The 23,826-nt window shown below is 63.5% G+C and carries 28 protein-coding genes; 11 read left to right on the top strand and 17 right to left on the bottom strand.

The genetic code is table 11. From position 1 onward, the window contains the following. Positions 1-152: 152 nt before the first annotated feature. The 4 genes from IB267_RS26440 to IB267_RS26425 all read right to left on the bottom strand — a co-directional run bounded on the left by IB267_RS26440 (position 153) and on the right by IB267_RS26425 (position 3,479). On the bottom strand, positions 153-1,325 hold the full coding sequence (locus tag IB267_RS26440) for an ABC transporter substrate-binding protein (RefSeq protein WP_043614704.1): 1,173 nt from the start codon (positions 1,323-1,325) through the stop codon (positions 153-155). 309 nt (positions 1,326-1,634) lie between these two features. Continuing rightward, positions 1,635-2,321 (bottom strand): phospholipase D-like domain-containing protein, encoded by a 687-nt coding sequence (locus IB267_RS26435; protein WP_371742645.1) that lies wholly within the window; start codon positions 2,319-2,321, stop codon positions 1,635-1,637. A 7-nt stretch (positions 2,322-2,328) separates the two neighbouring features. After that, entirely contained in the window at positions 2,329-2,655 is a 327-nt protein-coding gene (locus IB267_RS26430; protein ID WP_192450485.1) for a hypothetical protein, read from the bottom strand. A gap of 80 nt (positions 2,656-2,735) precedes the next feature. Beyond that, the gene (locus tag IB267_RS26425) at positions 2,736-3,479 is read right to left on the bottom strand and encodes a hypothetical protein (RefSeq protein WP_192450484.1); all 744 of its coding nucleotides are present in this window, start codon (positions 3,477-3,479) and stop codon (positions 2,736-2,738) included. 245 nt (positions 3,480-3,724) lie between these two features. Between IB267_RS26425 and IB267_RS26420 the strand changes: the two genes are divergently transcribed. From IB267_RS26420 to IB267_RS26400, 5 genes are all read left to right on the top strand, one after another. Beyond that, the gene (locus IB267_RS26420) at positions 3,725-4,528 is read left to right on the top strand and encodes a DUF899 domain-containing protein (protein ID WP_192450483.1); all 804 of its coding nucleotides are present in this window, start codon (positions 3,725-3,727) and stop codon (positions 4,526-4,528) included. Beyond that, complete coding sequence (locus IB267_RS26415; RefSeq protein WP_192450482.1) at positions 4,525-4,788, top strand: hypothetical protein; 264 nt, start codon at positions 4,525-4,527, stop codon at positions 4,786-4,788. Before IB267_RS26420 ends, IB267_RS26415 begins: the two co-directional genes overlap by 4 nt. A 307-nt stretch (positions 4,789-5,095) precedes the next feature. Beyond that, the gene (locus IB267_RS26410; RefSeq protein WP_192450481.1) at positions 5,096-5,452 is read left to right on the top strand and encodes a hypothetical protein; all 357 of its coding nucleotides are present in this window, start codon (positions 5,096-5,098) and stop codon (positions 5,450-5,452) included. A 155-nt stretch (positions 5,453-5,607) separates the two neighbouring features. Then, positions 5,608-5,928, top strand: a complete 321-nt coding sequence (locus IB267_RS26405) for a FliM/FliN family flagellar motor switch protein (RefSeq protein ID WP_051659531.1) — start codon at positions 5,608-5,610, stop codon at positions 5,926-5,928. Between the two features lie 105 nt (positions 5,929-6,033). Then, positions 6,034-6,801, top strand: coding sequence for a 3-hydroxyacyl-CoA dehydrogenase (locus IB267_RS26400; RefSeq protein ID WP_192450480.1), 768 nt, complete (start codon positions 6,034-6,036; stop codon positions 6,799-6,801). Between the two features lie 60 nt (positions 6,802-6,861). Here IB267_RS26400 and IB267_RS26395 read toward each other — a convergent pair whose 3' ends face one another. Next, positions 6,862-7,473, bottom strand: coding sequence for a metalloregulator ArsR/SmtB family transcription factor (locus IB267_RS26395; RefSeq protein ID WP_210336012.1), 612 nt, complete (start codon positions 7,471-7,473; stop codon positions 6,862-6,864). Positions 7,474-7,640: 167 nt separating this feature from the next. Here IB267_RS26395 and IB267_RS26390 point away from each other — a divergent pair, with 167 nt between their 5' ends. The 3 genes from IB267_RS26390 (at position 7,641) to IB267_RS26380 (ending at position 9,356) form a co-directional block, all read left to right on the top strand. After that, the gene (locus IB267_RS26390) at positions 7,641-8,249 is read left to right on the top strand and encodes a superoxide dismutase (protein WP_192450478.1); all 609 of its coding nucleotides are present in this window, start codon (positions 7,641-7,643) and stop codon (positions 8,247-8,249) included. Positions 8,250-8,401: 152 nt separating this feature from the next. Continuing rightward, positions 8,402-8,998 carry a flavin reductase family protein gene (locus tag IB267_RS26385; RefSeq protein WP_192450477.1) on the top strand — a complete coding sequence of 199 codons (597 nt, stop codon included), beginning with the start codon at positions 8,402-8,404 and terminating at the stop codon, positions 8,996-8,998. A 25-nt stretch (positions 8,999-9,023) separates the two neighbouring features. Beyond that, the gene (locus tag IB267_RS26380; protein WP_192450476.1) at positions 9,024-9,356 is read left to right on the top strand and encodes a tetratricopeptide repeat protein; all 333 of its coding nucleotides are present in this window, start codon (positions 9,024-9,026) and stop codon (positions 9,354-9,356) included. A gap of 67 nt (positions 9,357-9,423) precedes the next feature. Here IB267_RS26380 and IB267_RS26375 read toward each other — a convergent pair whose 3' ends face one another. The 6 genes from IB267_RS26375 to kdgD all read right to left on the bottom strand — a co-directional run bounded on the left by IB267_RS26375 (position 9,424) and on the right by kdgD (position 15,348). Next, entirely contained in the window at positions 9,424-10,704 is a 1,281-nt protein-coding gene (locus IB267_RS26375; protein ID WP_192450475.1) for a TRAP transporter large permease, read from the bottom strand. Then, entirely contained in the window at positions 10,705-11,226 is a 522-nt protein-coding gene (locus IB267_RS26370) for a TRAP transporter small permease (RefSeq protein ID WP_192450474.1), read from the bottom strand. A 79-nt stretch (positions 11,227-11,305) separates the two neighbouring features. Beyond that, positions 11,306-12,283, bottom strand: a complete 978-nt coding sequence (locus IB267_RS26365; protein ID WP_192450473.1) for a TRAP transporter substrate-binding protein — start codon at positions 12,281-12,283, stop codon at positions 11,306-11,308. A gap of 121 nt (positions 12,284-12,404) precedes the next feature. Further along, entirely contained in the window at positions 12,405-13,277 is an 873-nt protein-coding gene (locus tag IB267_RS26360) for an amidohydrolase family protein (RefSeq protein ID WP_246810848.1), read from the bottom strand. Next, positions 13,274-14,416, bottom strand: a complete 1,143-nt coding sequence (locus tag IB267_RS26355; protein ID WP_192450472.1) for a mandelate racemase/muconate lactonizing enzyme family protein — start codon at positions 14,414-14,416, stop codon at positions 13,274-13,276. Before IB267_RS26355 ends, IB267_RS26360 begins: the two co-directional genes overlap by 4 nt. 20 nt (positions 14,417-14,436) lie before the next feature. Continuing rightward, positions 14,437-15,348: a 5-dehydro-4-deoxyglucarate dehydratase gene (gene kdgD / locus IB267_RS26350; protein WP_192450471.1), complete on the bottom strand. Its 912-nt coding sequence runs from the start codon at positions 15,346-15,348 to the stop codon at positions 14,437-14,439. Between the two features lie 290 nt (positions 15,349-15,638). Between kdgD and IB267_RS26345 the strand changes: the two genes are divergently transcribed. Further along, positions 15,639-16,427 (top strand): NAD(P)-dependent oxidoreductase, encoded by a 789-nt coding sequence (locus tag IB267_RS26345; RefSeq protein WP_192450470.1) that lies wholly within the window; start codon positions 15,639-15,641, stop codon positions 16,425-16,427. Positions 16,428-16,535: 108 nt separating this feature from the next. Further along, positions 16,536-17,273, top strand: coding sequence for a FadR/GntR family transcriptional regulator (locus IB267_RS26340; protein WP_043614941.1), 738 nt, complete (start codon positions 16,536-16,538; stop codon positions 17,271-17,273). A 21-nt stretch (positions 17,274-17,294) separates the two neighbouring features. On the opposite strand, the gene IB267_RS26335 is transcribed toward IB267_RS26340, so the two are convergent. The 5 genes from IB267_RS26335 to pcaD form a co-directional block, all read right to left on the bottom strand. Further along, positions 17,295-18,350 (bottom strand): 3-carboxy-cis,cis-muconate cycloisomerase, encoded by a 1,056-nt coding sequence (locus IB267_RS26335; RefSeq protein ID WP_192450469.1) that lies wholly within the window; start codon positions 18,348-18,350, stop codon positions 17,295-17,297. 105 nt (positions 18,351-18,455) lie between these two features. Next, complete coding sequence (gene pcaG / locus IB267_RS26330; RefSeq protein ID WP_192450468.1) at positions 18,456-19,070, bottom strand: protocatechuate 3,4-dioxygenase subunit alpha; 615 nt, start codon at positions 19,068-19,070, stop codon at positions 18,456-18,458. Next, positions 19,070-19,819 (bottom strand): protocatechuate 3,4-dioxygenase subunit beta, encoded by a 750-nt coding sequence (pcaH, locus tag IB267_RS26325; protein ID WP_192450467.1) that lies wholly within the window; start codon positions 19,817-19,819, stop codon positions 19,070-19,072. Before pcaH ends, pcaG begins: the two co-directional genes overlap by 1 nt. Before the next feature lie 12 nt (positions 19,820-19,831). Next, a complete protein-coding gene (gene pcaC / locus IB267_RS26320; RefSeq protein WP_034801802.1) occupies positions 19,832-20,236 on the bottom strand; it encodes a 4-carboxymuconolactone decarboxylase in 405 nt (134 codons plus the stop codon). Further along, complete coding sequence (pcaD, locus tag IB267_RS26315) at positions 20,229-21,041, bottom strand: 3-oxoadipate enol-lactonase (protein WP_192450466.1); 813 nt, start codon at positions 21,039-21,041, stop codon at positions 20,229-20,231. The genes pcaC and pcaD overlap by 8 nt, the downstream gene beginning before the upstream one ends. 93 nt (positions 21,042-21,134) lie before the next feature. Here pcaD and pcaQ point away from each other — a divergent pair, with 93 nt between their 5' ends. Continuing rightward, positions 21,135-22,061: a pca operon transcription factor PcaQ gene (pcaQ, locus tag IB267_RS26310; protein ID WP_192450553.1), complete on the top strand. Its 927-nt coding sequence runs from the start codon at positions 21,135-21,137 to the stop codon at positions 22,059-22,061. Between the two features lie 124 nt (positions 22,062-22,185). Here the strand turns inward: pcaQ and IB267_RS26305 are convergent, their stop codons facing one another. Next, positions 22,186-23,823, bottom strand: coding sequence for a Na/Pi cotransporter family protein (locus IB267_RS26305; protein WP_192450465.1), 1,638 nt, complete (start codon positions 23,821-23,823; stop codon positions 22,186-22,188). Positions 23,824-23,826: the final 3 nt, after the last annotated feature.

The raw sequence follows: 23,826 nt of genomic DNA, 5'->3' as shown, positions 1-23,826 counted from the left end.
AAATTTGGCTGCGCCGGATTCGGTGCGCATACTATGCGCGGAGCGGCAGTCAGGCGCCAGCATTCGCGGCGCCGCAGGCGCGCCGGTCGCTCAAAAGCAACCGGTCAACGCGCCATCGGTGTCGGTGGGCGCTCAGCACCCGCCGAAGTCGACTACTTCAGCGCAGCGAGGCCGGGGTCTCCCTGCTTCTCGAAGGTCTGGATTTCCTTGTTGTAATAGGTGCCGTCATCGGCCTTGGCGACTTCGCGCAGATAGATGTTCTGGGTGATGTGGCGCGATTCCGGATCGATCGTCACCGGACCGCGCGGGCTTACCCAGGAAAGGCCTTTGACGGCTTCCACGGCCTTTGCCGCATCCTGCTCGCCGCCGGTCGCCTCGATCATCTTGTAGATCACATGCATGCCGTCATAGGCGCCGACAGACGGGAAGGAGAGTTCGGCCGGGTTGCCGATCGCCTTGCTCGCAGCCTCGACGAAAGCCTTGTTCTCCGGCGAGTCGTGCGACACCGCATAGTGGAACGTCGTCTGGATGCCAAGCGCGGCCTCGCCGAGAGCAGGCAAATCGGATTCCTGCGTCAGGTCGCCGGGGGCAAAGAACTTGATGCCGCCGTCCTTAAGGCCGTTTTCTTTGAAAGCCTTGACGAAGCCGAGCGTCGTCGGGCCGGACGGCAAGAAGGCAAAGACGCCCTCGGCACCGGAATCCTTGATGCGCTGCATGATCGGCGAGAAGTCGTTGGTTGCGAGCGGCATGCGGATCGCTTCGACCACTTGCCCGCCGGCCGCTTCGAAGCCTGCCTTGAAGGCGTTTTCGGCATCGACGCCCGGGCCGTAGTCGCTGACGACGGAGATGACCTTGGAAACGCCCGCGTCCTTGGCAACCTTGGCGATCGGCGTCGAGGTCTGCCAGGTGGTGAACGAGGTGCGCACGACGAGCGGGCTCTTGGTGACGATCGCCGAGGTCGCCGCATTCATGATGACGAGCGGCACGTTCGCCTGGGTGAGCAGCGGTGTGACCGCCATGGCATCCGGGGTGAAGTAGAAGCCGGCGAGATACTGCACGCCTTCCTTGACCACCAGCTCCTGCGCCAGCGCCTTCGACTGGGCGGGATCGGCCTGTGGCACGTCGCGGTAGATGATCTCGATATCGTCGTCGCCGACCTTGCTGCCGTTCAGCGCCATATAGGCGTCGATGCCAGCCTTGAAGTTCTTGCCCTGCAGCGCGAAGGGGCCGGAGAACGGTCCGACGACACCGATCTTGATCGTGTCGGCATAGGCAGCACCGCTCATCGCCAAAGCCGCAACCGCAGCCAGAATCATCCGCTTCATTTTTCCTCCCTGAGATGCCGGCCACTCCCGAGCCCGCATCCTCGTCGCAAACGACTGTCAATTTGATGGTTGTCAGCTTGCCATGCCAAACGGTGATGTAAAAATGAAATATGGGGTGCCAATCATAATTTAGGGGTTATGTTTTGACACAGGTGGCGCCCCTCGACCAGCCGAGGCTACCGAAATCCCCAGCGCATGACACGCACGTTCCCGCACGCGCGCCAGCCGATTGCGATCAACAACAGGGAGCATAGCAAACGACACCGTGGCGGCGCGATCGCGGGTTCGCAGCCTATCGATGATGCCTATCTAGATCGGCGGGAGGTTTTCCGGCTGCGCCATGTCGATGAAGACCTGAACGCGCTTGGCTCGCAACTTGCCGGGCTCGTACTTCTTCAGCCACTCGCCCGTTTCATCGAGGAACAGACTGGCCCCGGCGCCCTCGGACGTCCCGACACGCGCTGCCTTGTCCCGGTCGGACTTCTTCTTTGCCGTCGTCTCTCGGACAGAGCGGAAATAATAGTGGTTGAACAGCCGGTTGAACTCCGTGAAGTAGATGTCGGCGGCGCGCCGATCGCCGCGGATGAGCAGCATGTTCTCGTCGTTGTCGTTGGTCGACGCGTCCGAGAAGTTCGCCGAACCGGTAACGACCATCGGATCCGCGCCCAGGGGATCAGCCAGCAGAAACTTCGAATGCACGTACGCGACGTGAGTGTTGAGCCCGAGCGCCCGCGCATTGGTTTCCCGCGCCCACTGATAGACCGGGTCGCGCAGATAGGAGCCCCAGGCCTGATAGACGTTCTGTCGCGCCGTGAGCGGAATGAACGGCTTCTTTGCCTTGGCCTTCGGCTGGTCGCGCTTTTCCAAGAGGAGGAAGAGGACCGGATGTGCGCCGGACTGGGCGCTGTTGTCGAGAAACGCCTGCTTGAAGCGGTCGTTGATCCCGAAGGCGAGCGTCACACCGCCATAGGAGCGAGCCTCGTCCAGCGCCTTCACATACATATCAAGGACAGCGCTTCCGGCACGCGGACTGAAGATCGGGGGTCACGCCGCCTGGAATATCCGCGGGCGCCTGCGGCACTTCGGCGAGGTCGGCGACCGCCTTGCGGAAGGCTTTTCGCTTTGCCCTGCTCGCGGCACCATTGTCGGTCTTTGCCGCGCCGGGATCGCCGGCGAGCAATTTCCAATAGCTTTCGAACGCCTTGGCGAGATCGGCGTCGCGGACCCAATGCCCGACATTGGTCTGGCCATGCACCCCGCCCATCGAGAGGTTCGTCGAGCCGGTCCAGACCTGCGGCTTTCGGCCCTCATCCTTGGGGAGCAGCACCATGAACTTGTTGCGTTGTATGTCGGCTGGATTGTTCTGCCGCCACCGTGCGATCGTCGCCTTCGGAAGCCCTACGGCGCGAACTAGTTCTTTGTTTTCCTCGCGCGGAAAGCTCTCGTGGAACTTGCCCTTCTTGTCGGTAAGGCATTTTCCTTCGCGTCGAGCACGAGCCTCACGTCCACGCCGCGCTCGAAGGCAGCCTTCAGCCTTTCCACGACGGGGCGATACCTGAATTCATAGAAGCAGCCGAGCAGGGTGTCGCCGGCTTCCGCCTCGTCGATGAAACGCAGCAGCGCTTCGTCGAGGTCCCGGCTCAACCATTGCAGCGCCTCGCGCGTCTTTTCGGGCGTTTCCAGCTTATCCGGCGGCTTGTTTCCGAAACGGCGTCGGTAGGCCTGGCTGCTCGCGACACCGCGGTTGAAGAAAACGTCGTGCGTCTCCTCACTGAAGAGTGGTTCGGTTTTGATACCGATTCTGATGGCAGGTGCTGACCGGCTGATGTTCTTCGCCATACCCGTCAGCGGATGGAAGTAATAGTCGTAACGCCGACCGGGCTTGGCCGTGAAGTCGTCCCAGACGAAACTCTGGACGGGATGGTCGTAGGTCAGGACGACGGTATCCTCGTTGGGATGGGAGATCACCGTCTCGAAGACCTTGAAGCCGTACATGTAGTACCGCTCACCTTCCGCGGGATCATGCCTCTCGACTGCAGAACCGAGAAGCCCGGTGGTGTCGGCGTTGCGATAGTCGATCGCGAACGAAACCGTATTGACCCCCGACACGGCAAAGACCTTGTACCCGCCAACCGCATCCGAAACGAAATGCATGCCTCCCTCCCGCGCGTGGTTGCGACAAGCATACTCGCTCAACTTCGAGGAATTACAACAGCGACAACTAAAAAGGAGCTTGATCGGCGAACTCCCGCGCCGCTGTCCAGTCGCAGCGGTTCCGGCTCGAAAACACCGCCACACTTGTTACTCCCGCTTGCCCTCTTGCGGTGTCAAGCTCTCCAGGACTGCAAGGCATCGGCCTTGCGTTGAGAAGCTTTGCTGAAACGAGGAGACACAGCACCATGACCCAGACAATCGACAAACGCGAGCCCGGACGCGCGGACGCCGAGCCGACGATGCAGAAGCCGGCGGTGGTTTCGGCGCAGGAATGGGAAGCAGCCCGACAGGAAATGCTGGTAAAGGAAAAGGCGCACACCCGCGCCCGCGATGCGTTGGCCGCCGAGCGTCGGCGGATGCCCTGGATGGCCGTGACCAAGAACTACGTGTTCGAGGGCCCCGACGGCAAGGCGAGCCTGCTTGATCTTTTTGCCGGTCGGCGCCAGTTGATCGTCTACCGCGCCTTCTACGAACCGGGCGTGCACGGCTGGCCCGATCACGGCTGCCGAGGCTGCTCGATGGTCGCCGACCAGGTCGCGCATCTGTCGCACCTCAACGCCCGCGACACGACCCTGGTCTTTGCCTCGCGCGCCCCGCAGGCGGACATTATCAAGCTGAAGGCGCGGATGGGCTGGACCATGCCCTGGTACACCATCACCGACAGCTTCGATGCCGATTTCGACGTGGGCGAGTGGCACGGCCACAATGTTTTCTTCCGCGACGGCGAACAGCTGTTTCGCACCTACCTCGTCAACAGCCGCGGCGACGAACAGATGGGCGGCACCTGGAACTATCTCGACATCACCCCGCTCGGCCGACAGGAAGTGTGGGAGGATTCGCCGGCCGGCTATCCGCAGACCCCGGCCTACAAGTGGTGGAACTGGAACGACAGCTACGTCGAAGGCGCTGCCCCCGACAAGAGATGGGTCGAAGTATCGGATGCCGGCGAGGCCGCTATGCGCGCTTCCGACACGAGCGCGAAGCCATGAGCTTCGGCGCCCGCTCCGGTGAGCGCGACGGGCGGGCGCCCTCCCTCGCCCGTTTGATAGCGGCGGGGTTGGCGCTTGCCGCCGCCCCCACCTTCGCCCTGATGGCCGTTCTTTCGAACATGGGAACCGCCGGTGCCGATTCGATGCTGTGCGGCGACGCCGGACAAACAGTGATCGGCGGAATGACCGCCATGTATCTGCTGATGGGCGCCTTTCACCTTCAGCCCTGGCTGAAACTGATCGACATCAGAAAGAGCTAAGCGATTGGTCTTCGCTCTCGGCGCCTGTCAGTTGCGGGCGTCGGGAGCTGAGAAATCATCCGGCGACATGCTATTGTCGCACGGCACGCAAAAGATGTGGAAACGCCGATGGGCATATGTCCCTGAAATCGGCGAGTGGGCATGCTGTCGAGTCGGAGAAGCAAGTGACTTCTCGGCTTGAAGTACGGAACGGTTCCACTAGGTAGATTTGGCAAGATATCCGGCACTTTTATCGGCCGGAGAGATCAGTCGCTTTCCACCTGTGACCGGATCCGTTCGGAAAATACAGCGAATCAGGAAGTTGACCTTGAGTGTTGCCGCCTCTCAACCGAACCCGACACGTTTCAAGCGCCGCCTGTTGCCTTTGGCAGGCGGCCTGCTGCTTTTCGTTACAGCCGCCGCGGCATCGCTCTACTACATGCGTGGAGCGAAGGAGCCTTCGTCGGAGATCGCAGCGATCGCCCCGACTGTGACCGGCGCCGAGGTCGACGCCGCGATGATGCAGTCGCCGAATTTCCAGATCCTCTTCAGCGACGGCGATCGCGGGCTGATGGTCTACGAGGGTTACGTCTATGTCGTGCGACTCGGCGACAAATTGCCGAATGGCCGCCGCATGATCGGATTCCAGAAACGGGACGGAAACTGGGCTGCGGTGACGCTTTGACAGCTTTCACCGCCTCCACATTGTGGATGTTAACGTTTTGTTAACGCTCGCTTGCAAGGCACGGGGAACCCCCATTTAGCCACGGTTGCCACCCAGGGCGAACTGGCGCAACTCTTTGTTAAAGAGTCGTGAATCAGTGCTTTGGATGGTGCAGAATGATTAACAAGAAGCTACAGGATGAGCTGGTCGAGCTCGACGAAAGCCCTGCGTTCGAAGGCCGTTCCGTCATGAGCGAACGCGCAGTTCAGGGCATTCCGCTCGCAATCGAAGCGGTCATCGGACGCGCCAAGCTGACGGTGTCGCAGATCTCGAAACTCCACCAGGACGACACGATCCATCTCGATCGCAACTTCGGCGAACCGGTGGAGCTCAAGGTCAACGGCATGGTCATCGGCCGCGGCGAGATCGTCTTCGACGAAGCCACCAACGCCATCGGCATCAAGATCATCGAAATCTCCCCGATCGGCGCCCAATAGGCTCCGCGGCGCAAGGCGGCTCATCGTCAGCGGAACTTGGCTTCGACGGCCAGCAAGGCTATGTCGGTAGTTCAACGACACGATCCGGTACGGGAGGAGCCTCATATGCTGATCGATGGAAAAGTCTTTATCGTTACCGGTGGCGGTTCGGGTCTGGGGGCGGCCGTCGCCCGGCGGCTGCATAGCGCGGGCGCCCGCGTGGTTCTCGCCGACGTCAACGCCGCAGCCGGCCAGCAGATGGCCGGCGAACTCGGCAGCAATGCGCTTTTCCAGAAGACGGATGTCACCAGCGAGGCGGATGGCGCCGCCGCCGTGGCAGCGGCTCTCGATCGGTTCGGACAGCTGCACGGGCTGATAAACTGTGCCGGCATCGCGCCGGGGGAAAAGGTGCTCGGGCGCGACGGTCCGCACCGGCTTGACAGCTTTTCGCGCGCGGTCGCGATCAACCTCGTCGGCACCTTCAACATGCTGCGGCTCGCCTCCGAAGCGATCCAGCGCGAAGAGCCCGGCGAAGATGGCGAGCGCGGGGTGATCGTCAACACCGCCTCGGTTGCCGCCTTCGACGGACAGATCGGCCAGGCCGCCTATGCCGCTTCCAAGGGCGGCGTCGTCTCGATGACGCTGCCGATTGCCCGCGAACTCGCGCGCTACGGTATCCGCGTCGTCGCCATTGCGCCTGGCATCTTCGAAACGCCGATGATGTCCGGCATGCCGCAGGAAGTACAGGATTCGCTCGGCAAGAGCGTGCCCTTCCCGCAGCGCCTCGGCAAACCGGACGAATTCGCGGCACTCGTCCAGCACATCTGCGAAAACCGCATGCTGAACGGCGAGGTCATCCGGCTCGACGGCGCCCTGCGCATGGGCGCCCGCTGACACGATTGGAGTTGGCCGCGCCCGTCGACGGGCGTGCGCCAGGCCGTTGCCCTGACAGGATCAGGCGGCCCGAGCGGCCGGCTTGACCACATAGGCACACCGTCGCGCGCCGGCCAGGATATGCTCGGCGCGCTCGACTTCGACGCCAGGGCCGAGCACCGCGCGGAACACGCTCAGTTCTGCCCGGCAAAAGCCCTGGCAGCTGGTCGCGGCAGCGCAGATCGGACAATGGTTCTCGACGAACAGCAGCGTACCGTCGCCCGGATCCTCGCAAGCCGCCATATAACCTTCCTGCGACCGCAGTCGAACGAGCACGTCGACCCGTTCGCGCAGGCTCTCTTTCTCTACCATCGCCGCACGATAGTTCTGACGGGTCTCGTCCTCGCGGGCGGCGATCAGCCGGTCGATCGCCTCCTCGCCAAGCGTCTGCCGGATGGTGCGCAAGAGCTGGACGGTCAGCTCCGCATGCGTATCGGGAAACTCCGCGTGGCCGGCAGCCGTCAGCCCCCAGAATTGCGAGGGCCGACCAACGCCTTTCGCCTCCGACCACGACGTGGCGAGCCCGTCCTCGGCGAGACGCACGAGCTGCTGGCGCACGGCCTCTCCGGTGATCGCCAGGCGTTTGCCGAGCGCGGCCGCGGTCTGCGGCCCGTGAAGCTTGAGGGCCAGCATGATGCGCTCGCCCGGGGTGCGGCCGGCGCTTTGCTCTGGATTTAACAAGGGATCGCTTGACATATTCCCGCGCGCAGATTTACAAAGAATTGTCTTGCTAAATACACTCTCTTCCGTTCGCCGACAAGTGATCCATCGAGAGTGCCCCGCCCGCAAAGGATTTGACCATGGCCTTCGAACTTCCCGCCCTTCCCTACGCCGCCACAGCACTCTCGGAAAACGGCATGAGCGCCGAGACGATCGAGTTTCACCACGGCAAGCATCACCAGGCCTATGTCACGGCGCTGAACGGCTTCGTCGAGAAGGATGCCTCGCTTGCAGGCCTGTCGCTGGAAGAGATCATTCGCCTCAGCCATGGCAAGGCGGAACTCGCACCGGTCTTCAACAATGCCGGCCAGCACTGGAACCACATCCTGTTCTGGAACAACCTTTCGCCGAAGGGCGGCCAGATCCCCGGCGCGCTCGAAAAGAAGATCACCGAAGATTTCGGCAGCGTCGCTGCCTTCAAGGATGCCTTCAAGGCAGCCGCCACCGGCCAGTTCGGTTCGGGCTGGGCCTGGCTGGTACTCGGCCAGGACGGCAAGTTGAAAGTGACGAAGACCGCCAATGGCTCCAACCCGGTCGCGACCAACGAGGGCAAGGCGCTGCTCGGCCTCGATGTCTGGGAACACGCCTATTACATCGACTACCGCAACCGTCGCCCGGACTACGCCTCGAACTTCCTCGACAAGCTTGCCAACTACGAGTTTGCCGAAGCGGAACTTACGTCCGCCTGACCGACTGAAGCACGCCGCGGACTGGAAAGAGTTCGCGCGCCGATCGGTCGAAGAGTTGCAGCAGCCGCTCGCCCCCGCCTTGAGCTCAGGCTTCTGCAAATCCCGTGGCGTCTCCCCGCCGCCACGGGCTATTTCATCTTGGAAGAAGCCCCATGCGCCAGACACCTCCGCCCTCCCTTGACATCGACGCCCATGCGGCCCTCGCCGTGTCGAAACCGGAGTTCGCCGATACCCTGTCGCATCTCGCCGCGACCGTCTGCGTGGCGAGCGCCGGCAAGGGTGCCGACAGTCTTGGCCGGACGGTGACGGCAACCTTCTCGCTCTCCGCCAACCCGCCCTCGATCGTCGTTTCGATCAAGGCGGACAGTCCGCTTGCCGCGCTGATTGCCGCCGAGCGGGGGTTTTCACTTGCCATGCTGGCTGAGGGCCAGGAACTGATCGCAGATGCCTTTGCCGGCAAGATCGAAGCATCGAAGCGCTATCTCGTCGGCATCTGGGCGGACTGGCCAAGCGGACGGCCAAGGCTGCTCGGCGCGGCTGCCACGCTCGACTGCCTGCTCAGCGCTTCGGTCGAGGTGGGCGACCATATGTTGTTCGTGGGAACAATTGTCGCAACCGAGACATCTGCCCATGCCGACCCCTTGATCTGGGGCCGCCGCCGGTATCAGTCTCTCGACAGGACGAGATCGCTGCCGACGCTGGCGAGCAATGGGCATGCGCCCCTGAGCCCAAGCAAGCCTGCGGCTTGAACCGGCGATCGCCGAGGAGGAAGCCATGCGGCAAGTGCTCGAAAAGCTCTTACAGGACGGCAAGGACGACGCCCTTTTACGCTTCACGCTCGGCAGCATCTGCCTCCAGGAGGCGGACTTAGATACGGCCTTGGCCCATGTCGAGCGGGCGCTCGCCTTCGATCCGGACTATTCGGCAGCATGGAAGCTGCGCGGGGCGATCCTCCTCAAGCTCGGCCGCCACCAGGAGGCGATTGCGGTCTGGCGCGAGGGCCGTACGGTCGCCGAGCGGAAGGGCGATCTGCAGGCGGCAAAGGAAATCGGCGTCTTCCTGAAACGCCTCGAGCGCCAGTGTCTCGCCGCCAACGGAAACGAATAGCCGGCCCTCGATTAGGATGGAGGCCCGGCAGGCCATGCCGAGCCTAGAGGTATCGCCAGCGATCAGTTCACCGGAAGACCGAGGGCAGCCAGAGTGACAGCGCCGGAATGTAGGTGACCGCCATCAGCACCGCGATGCTGGCGCCGAAGAACGGCCAGATCGTGCGCATCGCTTCGCGAATGGTAATCCCGCCGACAGCGCAGCCGACGAAGAGCACGGTTCCAACCGGCGGCGTGTTGAGTCCGATGCCGGCGTTCAGGATCATCACTACCCCGAAATGCACCGGATCGATGCCGAAGGCCTTGACCACGGGCAACAGCACCGGCGTGCAGATGATCACCATCGGCGCCATGTCCATGAAGGTGCCGAGGATCAAAAGGATGATGTTGATGACGAGCAGCACGATGATCGGGTTTTCCGAGATCGCGCCGATGCCGCTGATCATCAGTGCCTGCACCTGCAGAAAGGCCATCAGCCAGCCGAAGGACGCCGCCATGCCGATAACGAGCAGCACCATGGCCGTCGTGCGCACCGCCCCCATCAACGCTTCGACGAAGCCGGCCCAGTTGAGTTCGCGATAGACCAGCATGGCGACGAGGAAGGCATAAAGCACGGCAATGCACGAGCTTTCCGTGGCAGTGAAGACGCCGGAACGCACGCCGCCGAAGATGATGCCGATCAGCACGATGCCGGGGAACGAGGCGAGCAGGTAGTAGAAGACCTTGGCAAAGCCCGGAAACGGTTCGGACGGATAGCCCCGGCGCCTGGCAACGACATAGGCCGTCACCATCAGCGCAAGCGCGAGCAAGAGCCCCGGGATGATGCCGGCGGTAAAGAGATCGGCGACCGAAACATTGCCGCCGGCGGCGATCGAATAGAGGATCATGTTGTGCGACGGTGGAACCATCAGCGCGATGATCGCCGCATTGACCGTGACGTTGACGGCATAGTCGCGGTCATAGCCGCGCTTGGCCATCTGCGGGATCATCAGGCCGCCGACCGCCGAGGCGTCGGCGACCGCCGAGCCGGAAATGCCGCCGAAAAGCGTCGAGGCCACGATGTTGACCTGGCCGAGGCCGCCGCGCAGGTGGCCGACGAGCCCGGCGGCAAACTGGATCAGCCGGTTGGCGATGCCGCCGCGCACCATCAGGTCGCCGGCAAAGATGAAGAACGGGATTGCCATCATGGCAAAGACGTTCATGCCCGAATTCAGCTGCTGGAACACCACCACCGGCGGCAGGCCGAGATAGAGCACGGTCGCGAACGAAGCGATGCCGAGGCAGAAGGCGATCGGCATGCCGATGAGCATCAGGAGGGTAAAGACCCCGAAGAGGATAGTGTAAGCCATTCAGGCCATCTCCTGCACGACGACATCGGCCGCGAGTTCCACGCCGAGAAACTGGTCGAGAAAGCGCTCCGCCGCAAAAAGGGCGATCATCGCGCCGCCGACGATGAGCGGGAAAAAGTCGACGCCGCCTGGCCATCCGAGAACCGGAATGGTCGCCGTCCAGGTGCCGGCCGAAAGGAGCAGGCCGTAGTAGGCCATCGCCAGCCCGAAGACGACGATCAGCCCGAGGCTCGCCAGATCCATGGCCAGCTGCACCGACGGCTTCATCACGTGTCGGACGACATCGAGGCCGAGATGCACGCTTTCGCGCACGCCGACGGCAGCACCGAGCATGATGAACCAGGCCATGAGATGGAGAGCCAGGGGCTCCGACCAACTCGGCGAGTCGTTCAGGATGTAGCGGGCAAAGACCTGCCAGCCGACGATCAGGGTCATTGCGACCATGCCGATGCCGGCGATGTAGAGCGAAGCGCGGCTCAGCGCGCCTAGAAACGGACGTATCGTCCGCATGAAACGACGCATGTGTCTTCCTCCTCCGCAAGGGCGATCCGGTGAACAGTTGCGAAGGCCGGCCCCGATCCCGGAGCCGGCCTCACCGCTGTCACTTGACCGCCTTCACCCTTTCGAGAAGGTCTTTCAGCTTCGGGTCGCTGACGAACTGGTCGTAGACCGGCCCCATGGCGGCTGCGAACTCCTCCTTGTTGACCTTGATCACGTTCGCACCGGCAGCGCGAACCTTCTCCTCGGAAGCCTTTTCGCGCGCGCTCCAAAGCTCGCGCATCTTGCCGACACTGTCCTTGGCCGCCTGGCGGAGCAGTGTCTGGTCTTCAGGGGAAAGCTTGTCCCAGCTCATCTTGGAAATGACGAGGATTTCCGGATTGAGGGAGTGTTCGGTCAGCGAATAATTCTTAGCCACCTCGAAATGACGGGCGGATTCGTAGGACGGCCAATTGTTCTCGGCACCATCGACGACGCCCGTCTCGAGCGAAGAATAGACCTCGCCCATCGGCATCGGCGTCGGATTGGCGCCGAAGGCCTGCATCATCGCGATCCAGAGATCGGACTGCTGCACGCGGATCTTCAGGCCCTTGAGATCGGCGAGTTTCTCGATCGGCTTCTTGGTCGTGTAGAAGGAGCGGGCGCCGCTATCGTAGAAGGCAAGACCGATCAGCCCGTGCGGCTCGAAGGCGGCCAGGATCTCGTCGCCGATCGGACCATCGACGGTCTTGTGCATATGCTCCGTCGAGCGGAACAGGAACGGCATGCCCAGCACCATCGTCTCCTTGACGAGGTTGTTGAAGGGTGCTGCGTTGACGCGGTTCATGTCGATGACGCCGAAGCGGGTCTGTTCGATCGTGTCCTTCTCGCCGCCGAGAACGCCGTTGTTCATGACCTCGATCTTGATTCGGCCGTTGGTGCGCTCGGAGAGCAATTGCCCCATGTATTTGACCGCATCGACGGTCGGGTAGCCATCCGGATGGATGTCGGCCGAACGCAGGGTGATTTCCTGCGCCTGCGCCGCTGTGCCGGCAAACGCCAGCGCCATGGCGACGCAAAGCATGCTTGCAATTTTCTTCATGTTTTCCTCCTCCTCTAGTCGTGCTTCGGCCTCTCCCAAGACCGAGTTTCCGCCCATCCGGGCCGGCATGCGAAATCTCCATGTCCTGGGTTCCACGGGCGCCTCCCAGCACCCGCGGCAACTACGTCGCGGCGAAGGCCGGCAGCTTGAACAGGCGTTCCGGGTTCTCGACGAGAGCCAGATGTCTGGACCGGTCGTCGGCAAGCCAGCCGAGCACGAGGTCTGCCAGCCGTGCATCGTCGGGATAGTCTTCCGTCTTGCGGATCATGTTGTGCGGCCAGTTCGAGCCCCAGACGATCCGCTCCGGCGCATGCGCGGCAATCTTCCTGGAGACGGCGGCCACATCCTGATAGGGCCACCCGTCGCGCGAACTCTCGTAGACGCCGGCGAACTTGAACCAGACATTGCCGCGATCGATCAGCGTCAAGAGAGCCGCAATCTCCGGCCCATCCGGATCGACACCGGCGAAGAACTTGCCGTGATGATCGAACACCCAGCGCGAGCGGATGCGCGCCAGCCGCGGCAGATGGTCGAGCAGCCGGTTGCCGTCGAACTGTACGGCGATCATCCAGTCCGCGGCATATGCCCGCGCATCGACCGCCTCCAATGCATCGAGCCCCACCGCCCCACCAGGCAGATCCATGATACGGGCGCCGACAACACCCGCTTCGCTAAGCGCGCCCATATCCACGTCCGACGTGGTTTCGTCGATGACGGCGACACCGCGGGCGACATCGCCCATTTCGGCGAGGCAAGCGAGCAGGTTGGCGTTGTCCTTCTGATGGGCGTTGCCCTGGGTGATGATCACCCTGTTTATGCCGAGCCAGTCCATGACCTGGCGGTAGGCCGCAGCATCCGGCAACGGCTCGGCCGGCAAGGGCGGCCCTCCGGCAAGCGACGGAAACCCCGAGAGATACATGTGCATCTGCGCGTCGACCGTGCCCTTCGGCAGGCGCGGTTCAGGCGGGCGGCCGGTCAGGGTTCGCTCGATCATTGTGCGCTCTCGGGCATCTTGAACTGGGCGAGTGCGTCGCGGTCGATCTCGATGCCAAGGCCGGGCGCGTCGGGGATGGCAACGACACCGCCCACCGCCTCGATCGGCGTCTTCAGCACCGCCTGGCGGAATGGGTTTTCCGTCCGGTCGAACTCCAGGATCGGCTCGATGGGATTGACCCGCACCGGATCCGGCGTCATCGCCGCCATGAACTGCAACGCGGCAGCGATGTGCACGCCGGTGCCCCAGACATGCGGCACGATGCGCACGCCGTGCAGCGTCGCAAGGCTTGCGATCTTCGCCATTTCGGAAAAACCACCGCAGCCGCAGAGGTCCGGCTGCAGGATATCGACGGCGCGGCTTTCGATCGCCGGCCACATGCCGTAGCGCGTGTGCCAGGTCTCGCCGCCGGCAACCGGGATCGGCTGGCCCGCCCTGACCTCGCGATAGGCGGAAAGCTGTTCCGGTACGACCGGCTCCTCGAACCAGTCGATGTCGTAGTCGGCGGCCGCCCTGCCAAGCCGGATCGCCTCGGTGACGGTGTAGCCATGGTTGGCGTCGATCATCAGCCGCATCTCGTCGCCGATCGCCTCACGCACCGCCCGGATGACCCGCAGGTCTTCGTCGATGCCAAAGCCGATCTTGATCTTGCAGGCGTGGAACCCTTGCGCCCGGCGTTCCGCCATCTCCAGCGCATTGTCGGAAACCCGGTCGACGCCGTCGCGCTTGAAGCTGCCGGTCGCATAGGCCCGCACGCTCTCGCGCCAGCGCCCGCCAAGCAGCATGGAGACCGAGGCGCGGTAGTGTTTGCCCTTGATGTCCCAGAGCGCGATGTCGATGCCGGACAGCGCCGTGATCGCAAGCCCGCGCTGGCCTTGATCGCGCAGCGCATTGTAGAGGATCGCCCAGAGCTTTTCCGTCTGGCGCGGGTCCTGGCCGATCAGCCAAGGCGTATAGGCGGCCACCACCGCCGCGTTCGGCCGCGCCGGCCCGAGGCATTCGCCCCAACCGATCGTGCCGTCGTCGCATTCGATCTCGACCAGCACATGGGCGCGACGGTCAAAACGCATGGAGGCGCTTTCGAACGGTACGGCCAGCCGATGTTCGAGAAGATGGGTACGGACGGCGACGATCTTCATGGGCTATCCTCGCAATACGCTCATTTCCGACGCTTGTTCGCACCGATGAGCGCGTCGAGCATGGCGACTTCCTCCTCGGTCAGGTCTTTCAGCGGCGCACGCACCGGACCGGCATCAAAACCCTGCAGCCGCACGCCGGCCTTGATCGCCGAGACAGCATAGCCCTTGGCGCGGTTGCGGATGGCCATGAACGGATAGAAGAACTCGTTGAGGATGCGCTCGCAGGTGGCGCGCTCGCCGGCGCGAAGCGCGGCATAGAATTCATTGGCAAGGCCCGGCACGAAGTTGAAGACGGCCGAGGAATAGGTGGTGAAGCCGGCACCGAGATAGGCCTCGGCAAACAGTTCCGCCGTCGGCATGCCGCCGAGATACATCAGCCGGTCGCCCATCTTGGCGGTGACCTGGCGCACCAGCCCGATATCGCCGGTGCCATCCTTGAAGCCGATCAGGTTCGGGCATTCGTCGCAGAGCCGCGCCAGCGTGTCGGCCTGCAACACCGCGTTGTCGCGGTTATAGACCATGACGCCGATGCCGACCGACTGGCAGATCGTCTTCACATGGGCGTAAAGCCCTTCCTGCGGCGCATCGATCAGATAATGCGGCAGAAGCAGGATGCCGTCGGCGCCGACGCGCTCGACCGAGCGGGCGATCTCGACCGCCATCTCGGTGCCATAGCCGCAGCCCGATACGATCGCCGTGTCATCGGCAACATCCTTGGCCGCCCGGACGATGCCGGGGATCTCGTCCGGCTTCAGCGAAAAGAACTCGCCGGTGCCGCCGGCGGCAAACAGCACCGGCGCCTTGTAACCGGCCAGCCACTCGACATGCGCCCGGTAGCTGTCGGGCGCAAAACGACCCTCCGCATCGAAATGCGTCACCGGGAACGAAAGCAGGCCCGATCCAAGTGCGGCCTTGATTTGCTCAGGGGTCATTTCGTGCGGGCCCTCCCTCAAACTCGACAAGATCTACTAAGCAAGTCATCACACGCATGTCAATATGTCATAATACAAGTCATCATATGAGATATCGAGATTTCCCTCGGCCGTTGACCGATGAAGAACTTCGCTTGACGTGCAATTCTGCGCAAATCTCGAAACACCGACTGAACACCTGCCCCGATGAGCGTTGCAATATAGATATATTATATGTTAGCGGTTGTCATATGACATGCAAAGTTAGCACTCGCCGAGAGCGTTGGCGCCGGCGTGAGGGAGGACAGGCGATGGAACGACTTCTGATCACCGGCGCAGCGGGCCAGTTGGGCCGCGTCATGCGCCAAATGCTGGCCCCGATGGCAAGGACGATCCGCCTGTCAGACCGCGCACCGCTCGATTCGCCGGGTGAAAACGAGGAATGCGTTCAGTGCGACCTGGCAGACCGCGGCGCCGTCAACGAGCTTGTCGCCGGCTGTGACGCGATCGTGCATCTGGGCGGCATCTCGGTCGAACGCCCCTTCTCGGAAATCCTCGACGGCAACATTCTCGGCCTCTACAATCTCTATGAGGCGGCGCGCGCCAACAACAGGCCGCGCATCCTCTTTGCCAGCACCAACCACACGATCGGCTACTATCCGCAAGGCGAACGGCTCGGCCCGAACGCGCCCTATCGGCCCGACGGGCTCTACGGCGTATCGAAGTGCTTCGGCGAAGCGCTGGCGCGCATGTATTTCGAGAAGTTCGGCCAGGAGACCGCCCTGGTCCGCATCGGCTCCTGCCTGCCCGAGCCCGTCAACTACCGCATGCTCTCCACCTGGCTTTCCCATCAAGACTTCGTATCGCTCGTCGAGGCCGTCTTCCGTGTGCCGGTTCTCGGTTGCCCGGTCATCTGGGGCGCATCGGCCAACGACGCCGGCTGGTGGGACAATTCGCATGTTTCCTGGCTCGGCTGGCGCCCGAAGGACAATGCCGAGGTGTTCCGTCAGAAGATCGCTGAAAACACCCCCAAACCGCAGCCAGGAGATAGTCTCGTGCGTTATCAGGGCGGCGCCTTCGTCGATGATCCGATTTATTGAGACATCGCCCCTGGTTCCGGCGCATTGCAGCCAGCCATGGATTGCGCCCTCGATTGGCAATGGCGTATCCAGACACACAACATCCAAGTCGCAGAAACGGCCAAACCCATGAGCAACGTCACCGCCCCCGACACACCCGCCCCTCAAGGCAAGACGCTGGTGGCCAAGGTGACGGACGCCCTCAGCGGCCAGATCGGCACCGGGCATTACAAGCCGGGGGACCGCCTGCCTTCGGAAGCGCAACTGACCCAGGAGTTCGGCGTGAGCCGCACAGTGGTGCGCGAAGCGATCGCGGCACTGCGCTCCGGCGGGCTTGTCGAAGCGCGGCATGGCATCGGCGTTTTCGTGCTGGAACCTGCACCTTCGACCCCTCTGCCGTTCCACGGCATCGATCTTGCGCGCGTCTCCTCGCTGATTGAGATGCTGGAATTGCGAACCGCCGTCGAGGGCGATGCCGCAGCGCTTGCCGCCCTTCGCCGCTCACCGGCCCAGGAAGAAAAGATCGCCGAAGCCTTCGACAGCTTCTGCGCCAGTGCAGCGGAGGGACGGCCAACGGCGGAGGCCGATTTCAACTTCCATCTGGCAATCGCCCAGGCAACGAACAACCCGCGCTTCAGCGAGTTCCTCCAGATGCTGGGCACGGCGCTCATCCCCCGGCGCGCGGTTTCAGAGAGCGGCGAGGAAACCGTTCTGGCGTCGGCTGAACTGTCGCGATTGATCGCGGAGCACGAGGCCATCCTCATCGCCATCCAGGATGGAGACGAAGACGGGGCACGCAGCGCCATGCGACAGCACCTCAAGAACAGCCAGGTGCGCTACCGTTCGATGTTGCGCGCGGCCCGCTGAAGGAACCGGCCGCGAGCCCGCTCAGGCGCGGCCGAGCCTGCGTATGTTGCCGACGAGTTCGCCAGCCAGACGAAGCGCCGCCGCCGTCGCACCGGCCATCTGCGGCATGATCAGCCATTCCAGTGTCCAGGCGGCGCCGGAGCGTTCCTGCTCGTGGACGAGCGCATGGTGCATGCCGGAAAGCTGGGTCGCGTTGAACCGCGCGAGCGCCACCAGAACCTCTGCGGCCACCGGGTTCTGCTTGTGCGGCATGGCCGACGAACCGCCCCCGCCCGCAAGTTCGATCTCGTCGCCCTGCTGCGCCATCAAAGCGACGTCCTGACCGAACTTGCCGAGGCTGCCTGTGATCAGCGACAGCGCGTTGGCGAAATCCGCCACCTCCGAGCGCTGGCTGTGCCATTGCGGAAAGTCGGCAAGGCCGAGCTCCTCGGCAAGTGTCGCGCGCACGTCGTCTGCGCGGTCCCCGAGCTTCTCCAGCGTGCCCGCGGCACCGCCGAACTGAACGGCGAAGAGATCGCGGTCCATGGCTTCCAGCCGGTCCTTGTGATCGAGCAGCGGCTCGATCCAGCTGCGCAGCCGGTCCGACACCGTTATCGGGATCGCCGCCTGCATGCGCGTGCGCCCCATAAGGAGGCGCTCGCCCCATTCGTTGTCGCACTCCTCGAGCACCGTGACGATGCTGCCGAGCCGGACGGCGAAAAGCTCGGCGACCGCCTTCATCCGCAGCATCAGGCTGGTGTCGATGACATCCTGGCTGGTGGCGCCATAATGCACATGGTCCGCCGCCTCGCCGCCGACGATCGCCCGCAACTGCCGCACGAGTTCCGGAACCACCACCCCATCCGCCGCCACCGCCCGCCGCAGCGCACTGACATCGGGCGAGAAGGCACGGCAGGCCTCGGTGATCCGGTCGGCAGCCTTGGCCGGGATGATGCCGTGCACGGCCTCGGCCCGCGCGAGCGCCGCCTCGAAGGCGAGCATCGCATGGATATCGGCGGAGGCCGAGAACTCGGCGGCAACCGCCTCATCCCCCAGCAACCCGGAGAGATAAGGGTGGTCGAAGGCGGAATAGGTCATGATTTCCCCGTTTCTGGTCGCGGATGCGGCTCGCCGAACGAAATGCCACCTGCTGCCCGAAGCGCCAACCGTGCGGCGCTCGGTGTCCAGGCGTGACATTCCTGTTCAGATGTCGAGGAAGACGGTTTCCTTCTCACCCTGCAGGTGAATGTCGAAGACATAATTAGGCGCCGTTCCGGTCGCGACAAGCGTGGCGACGCGATGGCGATGCTCGATGCGCGCAAGCAGCGGGTCGGCGGCGTTGGCTTCCGCCTCGTCCGGGAAATACATCCGGGTGTGAAGCCCCACATTAATGCCGCGCGCCACGATCCAGAAGGTGATGTGGGGTGCCATCTGCCGGTCGTGGCTGTAGGGAACCTGCCCAGGCTTGATCGTCTCGAAGGAAAAGACCCCGTCGTCGGCACCGGTTGAACAGCGCCCCCAACCGGCGAAGTTGGCGTCGGCAGAACCGCGTATCTCGGTCGGCGAATTGTAGAGCCCGGCGGCGTCCGCCTGCCAGATCTCGACGAGCGCGTCCTTCAGCGGCGCGCCGGCGCCGTCGATCACCCGTCCGGTGATCGTGATGCGCTCGCCACGCGTCTCGCCGTTCACCATCCGCGATCCGAGGTCGGCCTCGTAGACGCCGCCAATGCCGCAAAAGTTCGGGGTGAGACCGATATGCACATAGGGACCGGCCGTCTGCGAGGGCGTCTCCTTGAGGTAGCCGAGTTGCTGAACCATCAGTTGCCCTCCATCCGGTTCTCGAACAGCGTCGAGCGGCGCCCCCGCAGCACGATGTCGAACTTGTAGGCTCGCGCGTCGAAGGGGATCGTGTTTGCCCAGTCGAGCGGGGCGATCAATTGTTCGACCGCCTGCCGGTCCGGGATGGTGTTGACGATCGGACACTTCCAGATCATCGGATCGCCCTCGAAATACATCTGGGTGATCAGCCGCTGCGCGAAGCCGTGGCCGAAGACCGAGAAATGGATATGCGCCGGGCGCCAGTCGTTGACGCCGTTCGGCCAGGGATAGGGGCCGGGCTTGATCGTGCGGAAAGCATAGCCCCCTTCCGCATCGGTGATCGTGCGGCCACAACCGCCGAAATTAGGATCGAGCGGCGCGAGATAGCTTTCCTTCTTGTGGCGGTAGCGACCTCCGGCATTGGCCTGCCAGAATTCGAGCAGCGCCCCGGGCACGGCGCGGCCGCGCTCGTCAAGCACCCGGCCATGCACGATGATGCGCTCGCCGATAGCACTCTCACCGGCCCTGGCGAAATTGTGGATGAGGTCGTTGTCGAGTTCGCCGATGATCGAATGCCCGAAGACCGGGCCGGTGATTTCCGAAATCGTCCCGTCGAGCGAAAGCAGCGCCTTCTGCGGCGATCGCAGCACCGAGGTCTTGTAGCCCGGCGTTAGCGCCGGTGCGTGCCACCCACGATCGCGCGGGAAAAAGGCGCCCGTCTCCGGTCTTCCGTTGGTTCTGTCGGACATCGCTTCCTCCCGTCAGGCCGCCGTGCCGGCATCGATCTCGGCAAAGACCTGCTTGGCGATCTTGATCGCATGATTGGCCGCCGGCACGCCGGCATAGATCGCCACGTGCAGCAGAGCCTCGCAGATATCCTCGCGCGTCGCGCCGGTGTTGGCGGTCGCGCGCACATGCATGGCGACCTCGTCGTCCTGGCCGAGGGCGGCGAGGAGGGCGATCGTCACGATCGAGCGCTCGCGCTTCGTCCAGGTTGGCCGCGACCAGACGTGACCCCACGCCGCTTCGGTAATCAGTTCCTGGAAGGGGCGGTCGAATTCGGTGGAAACCGACTGCGTCCGATCCACGTGATTGTCGCCGAGCACCGCACGGCGTGTGGCCATGCCCTGGCGATAGCGGTCGGAGGGCGCAGAAGCGTCACTCATGGGTCCTGTCTCCATGCATTGCAATTTCGAAGAAGGCGCGAAGCACCGCAGTCAAGGCTTCCGGGTTTTCGACGCAGGGAATGTGACCGGCATCGCGGATGACTTCGTAGCGCGCACCGGGAATGAGGCGGGCGGTGGCCAGCACCACATCCGGCGGCGTCGAGCCGTCCTGATCGCCGACAACGCAAAGCGTCGGCACGGCGATGCGCGCAGCCGCCTCGGTATAGTCGGCATCACGGATGGCGGCGCAGGTGGCGACGTAACCGGTCACCGGCTGTCTGACGAGCATGTTGCGGTAGCCGGAAAGGTCAGTGTTTTCCGGGCGGCGAAAGGCCGGCGTGAACCAGCGCTCGAGCACGCTGTCGGCGATCGACTCGATGCCCTTCTCCTCGACCGCTGCGATGCGCGCCGCCCAGCTCTCGGCCGTCCCGATCTTGTGCGCCGTGTCGCAGAGGACGAGCGCTCGCACCAGATCCGGCCGCCGCTGGTAGAGCGACTGCGCAATCAGGCCGCCGACCGAAAGGCCACAGATGATCGCCTGCCTGACCGCGAGCATGTCGAGCAGGCCGGCCAGGTCGTTGGCATGGTCCTCGATCGCGTAAGGGGCCGGGCCGATGTCCGAGAGACCGTGGCCGCGTTTGTCGTAGAGAACGATGGCGTAATCGCCGGCCAGCCGAACGATGACGTCGCGCCAGATGCGAAAATCCGTGCCGAGCGAATTGGCGAAAACCAGCACCGGCCGGTCGCCGGTGGCGCCGATCACCTGATAATGGATCGTGATGTCGTTGATACGGGCAAACTGCACGGGCTCTCTCCTCCGTCACCAAATTGGATATTTAATCTGGTTAGGTAAAATGATATTTCATGGCATTTCATTAACTTGAGGGTTATGAATTCCATGATCGACGCCCGGGTCAAGTTTCGCCATCTACAGACATTTGTCGAGGTCTCCCGGCAGAAGAGCGTGATGAAGGCGGCCGAGCTGCTGCATGTCAGCCAGCCGGCCGTGACCAAGACGATCCGCGAACTCGAAGAGGTGCTTGGCGTCGCGGTCTTCGAGCGCGACGGGCGCGGCATCAAGATAACCCGCTATGGCGAGGTCTTCCTGCGCCACGCCGGCGCGGCGCTAACGGCGCTTCGCCAAGGACTCGATTCTGTCTCGCAGGAGCGGTCCGGCGACGGCGTCCCGGTTCGCATCGGCGCGTTGCCGACGGTCTCGACGCGGATCATGCCGTACGCCATGACGCTGTTTCTCAAGGAGGAGACCGGCGCCCGCATCAAGATCGTCACCGGCGAGAACGCAGTCCTCCTCGAGCAGTTGCGCGTCGGCGATCTCGATCTGGTCGTCGGGCGGCTTGCGGCGCCGGAAAAGATGACCGGCTTTTCCTTCGAGCATCTTTATTCGGAACAGGTGGTCTTTGCCGTCAGGGCCGGGCATCCGCTGCTTGCCGGTGCGCATTCGACGTTCGCGCGGCTTGCGGATTTCCCGGTGCTGATGCCGACACGGGCCTCGATCATCCGGCCCTTCGTCGAACGCTTCCTGATCACCAACGGCATCGCCAGCCTGCCGAACCAGATCGAGACCGTGTCCGACGCCTTCGGCCGCGCCTTCGTGCGGGCGAGCGATGCGATCTGGATCATTTCCGCCGGCGTCGTCGCCGCCGATGTCGACGACGGCACGATCGCAATCCTGCCGATCGACACTAGCGAAACGAAAGGTCCTGTTGGCCTGACCATGCGCGCCGACGCAGCACCCACGCTCGCCCTCTCGCTTCTGATGCAGACCATTCGCGAGGCGGCGACGGCAGTCTCGGCCAAGCTCTAGGCGCGGGATCGACCTGCTGGATCGATAGGCGACGGCGAACCCGTCGCCTATCGATCCAGCAGGTCGACCGGGTGCCGTTATCTCGCAGCGGCAACCGGTCCCACATTCATAATTCGGCTGCTGCTCAACAGGCCGGCCGCCTGCACCAGCGGATAGCCGGCGGCTGCGATATCGGAATTGATCCGATGGAGGTCGCGTACGAGATCGATGAAGAGGGCATTGTCTCTCGCACCGGCCGCCGTCTCCACATGCTCACCACCAAGATGCCGCCGGACGATTTCGTCTTCCAGTTCGCGAAAACGGTCCTTTGGGCCGCGAGCCGCGATGCGGCCGCAACATCCCTGGACGAGAGAGCCGCCGGCAGCAGTCTCAACGAGGCCACAATCACCTCGGAGAGCGCCTCGATCGCCGCGCGCTGGCTCGCCGAAAACTGGATGTCCTGTTTTATCTTTGCCCGAATCCGATCGGCGAGGCTCAGCTTGATGACGTCGCCCGCATGTTCGAGATTGCTCGCAAACAACATGATCTCATGGGCCCTGCTCGTCTCTCCGGCCGGCAAGCCGTCCTGTGTCAATTGTCCGAGATAGGCGTGCACCGAGGCCATGTAGTTGCCGAGCCGCGCATCCACGGGCAACAGTTCCTTCAGGTTTTCGAGCCCGCCGGCCTGCAGCGACGTCAGCGCCATCCGGAACATGCGCTCCAGCAATTCGCTCATGCGGATCGTTTCGGTCGTCGCATTGCTGAGCGCGATTGCCGGCGTTTCCAGCGACATGCTGTCGAGATAACGCGGGGACGCCAGGGGATCGGCGGCGATCGGCGCTTGAGGAACCAACCGCTCCACAAGGCTGACGACGAAAGACGACAGCGGCAGGAACACGGCCGCGACCACTAGGTTGAAGGCAACGTGAAGGCCGACGGCGACGTGCAACGGATCCGTGGGTAGACGACCGGCAATGTCCACGATCTGCCGCACGAAGGGCAGCAGCGACACGGCCAGAAGACCGCGGCAGAAAAGATTGGCGATCGGCAGTTTGCGGGCGGATGGCGGCTGGTCGAGCGTGGCACTGACTGCCGGAAGGCCGCCGCCGAAATTGATCCCGAGGATGAGCGGGACAGCGCCTGCGACTTCGAGGCTGCCGTTCATCAGTAGCGAGGCAACGAGCAGGATGACGGCAAGCGTCGAATGAAACAGCCAGGCAAGCATCGCACCGACGAGGAAGCCGAGTACCGGTTCCGTCGCGACTGCCTGCAGGACGTCGTGGAAGAGCGTGGCTTCGCGCAACGGCGCCGTCGCCGACACGATCACCTTAAGCGCCATCAGCATCAGGCCGAGGCCCATCAGGATGCGGCCGGCGTTTCGCGGCCGGAATTCGCAGGACACGCTGAACGCGACATAGCCGGTCAGGAGAAACAGCGGAGCGAGCACGCCCGCCAGCGACGAGCCGGAGGCAAAGAGGCCGGAGACGAGCGCCGAGCCGATATCCGCCCCGAGCAGGACGGCAAGCCCGGTCTGGGCCGAAATCGCACCGGCGCCCGCGAGCCCGGCAACGATCAGCGCCATCGCCGTGGCGCTGCCGAGCACGGCGGTCGCAAGGACCCCGCCGCCGAAGGCGGTAAGCCGGTTCGACAGGCGCTCTTCGACAAAGCGCTGCAGCCGATCGCCCCAGCCGCGCATAACGCCGGTGCGCACCATGCGAACGCCCCACAGAAGCAGCGCCACGCCACCCAGAAGTTCCAGGATAACCAATGTTCCGGAGTTCATCTC

Origin of the sequence: Ensifer sp. ENS09 (genome assembly GCF_014852425.1) — a bacterium.
In the GTDB taxonomy this organism is placed as follows: Bacteria; Pseudomonadota; Alphaproteobacteria; order Rhizobiales; family Rhizobiaceae; genus Ensifer.
This window is presented reverse-complemented; position numbering and strand designations above follow the sequence as displayed.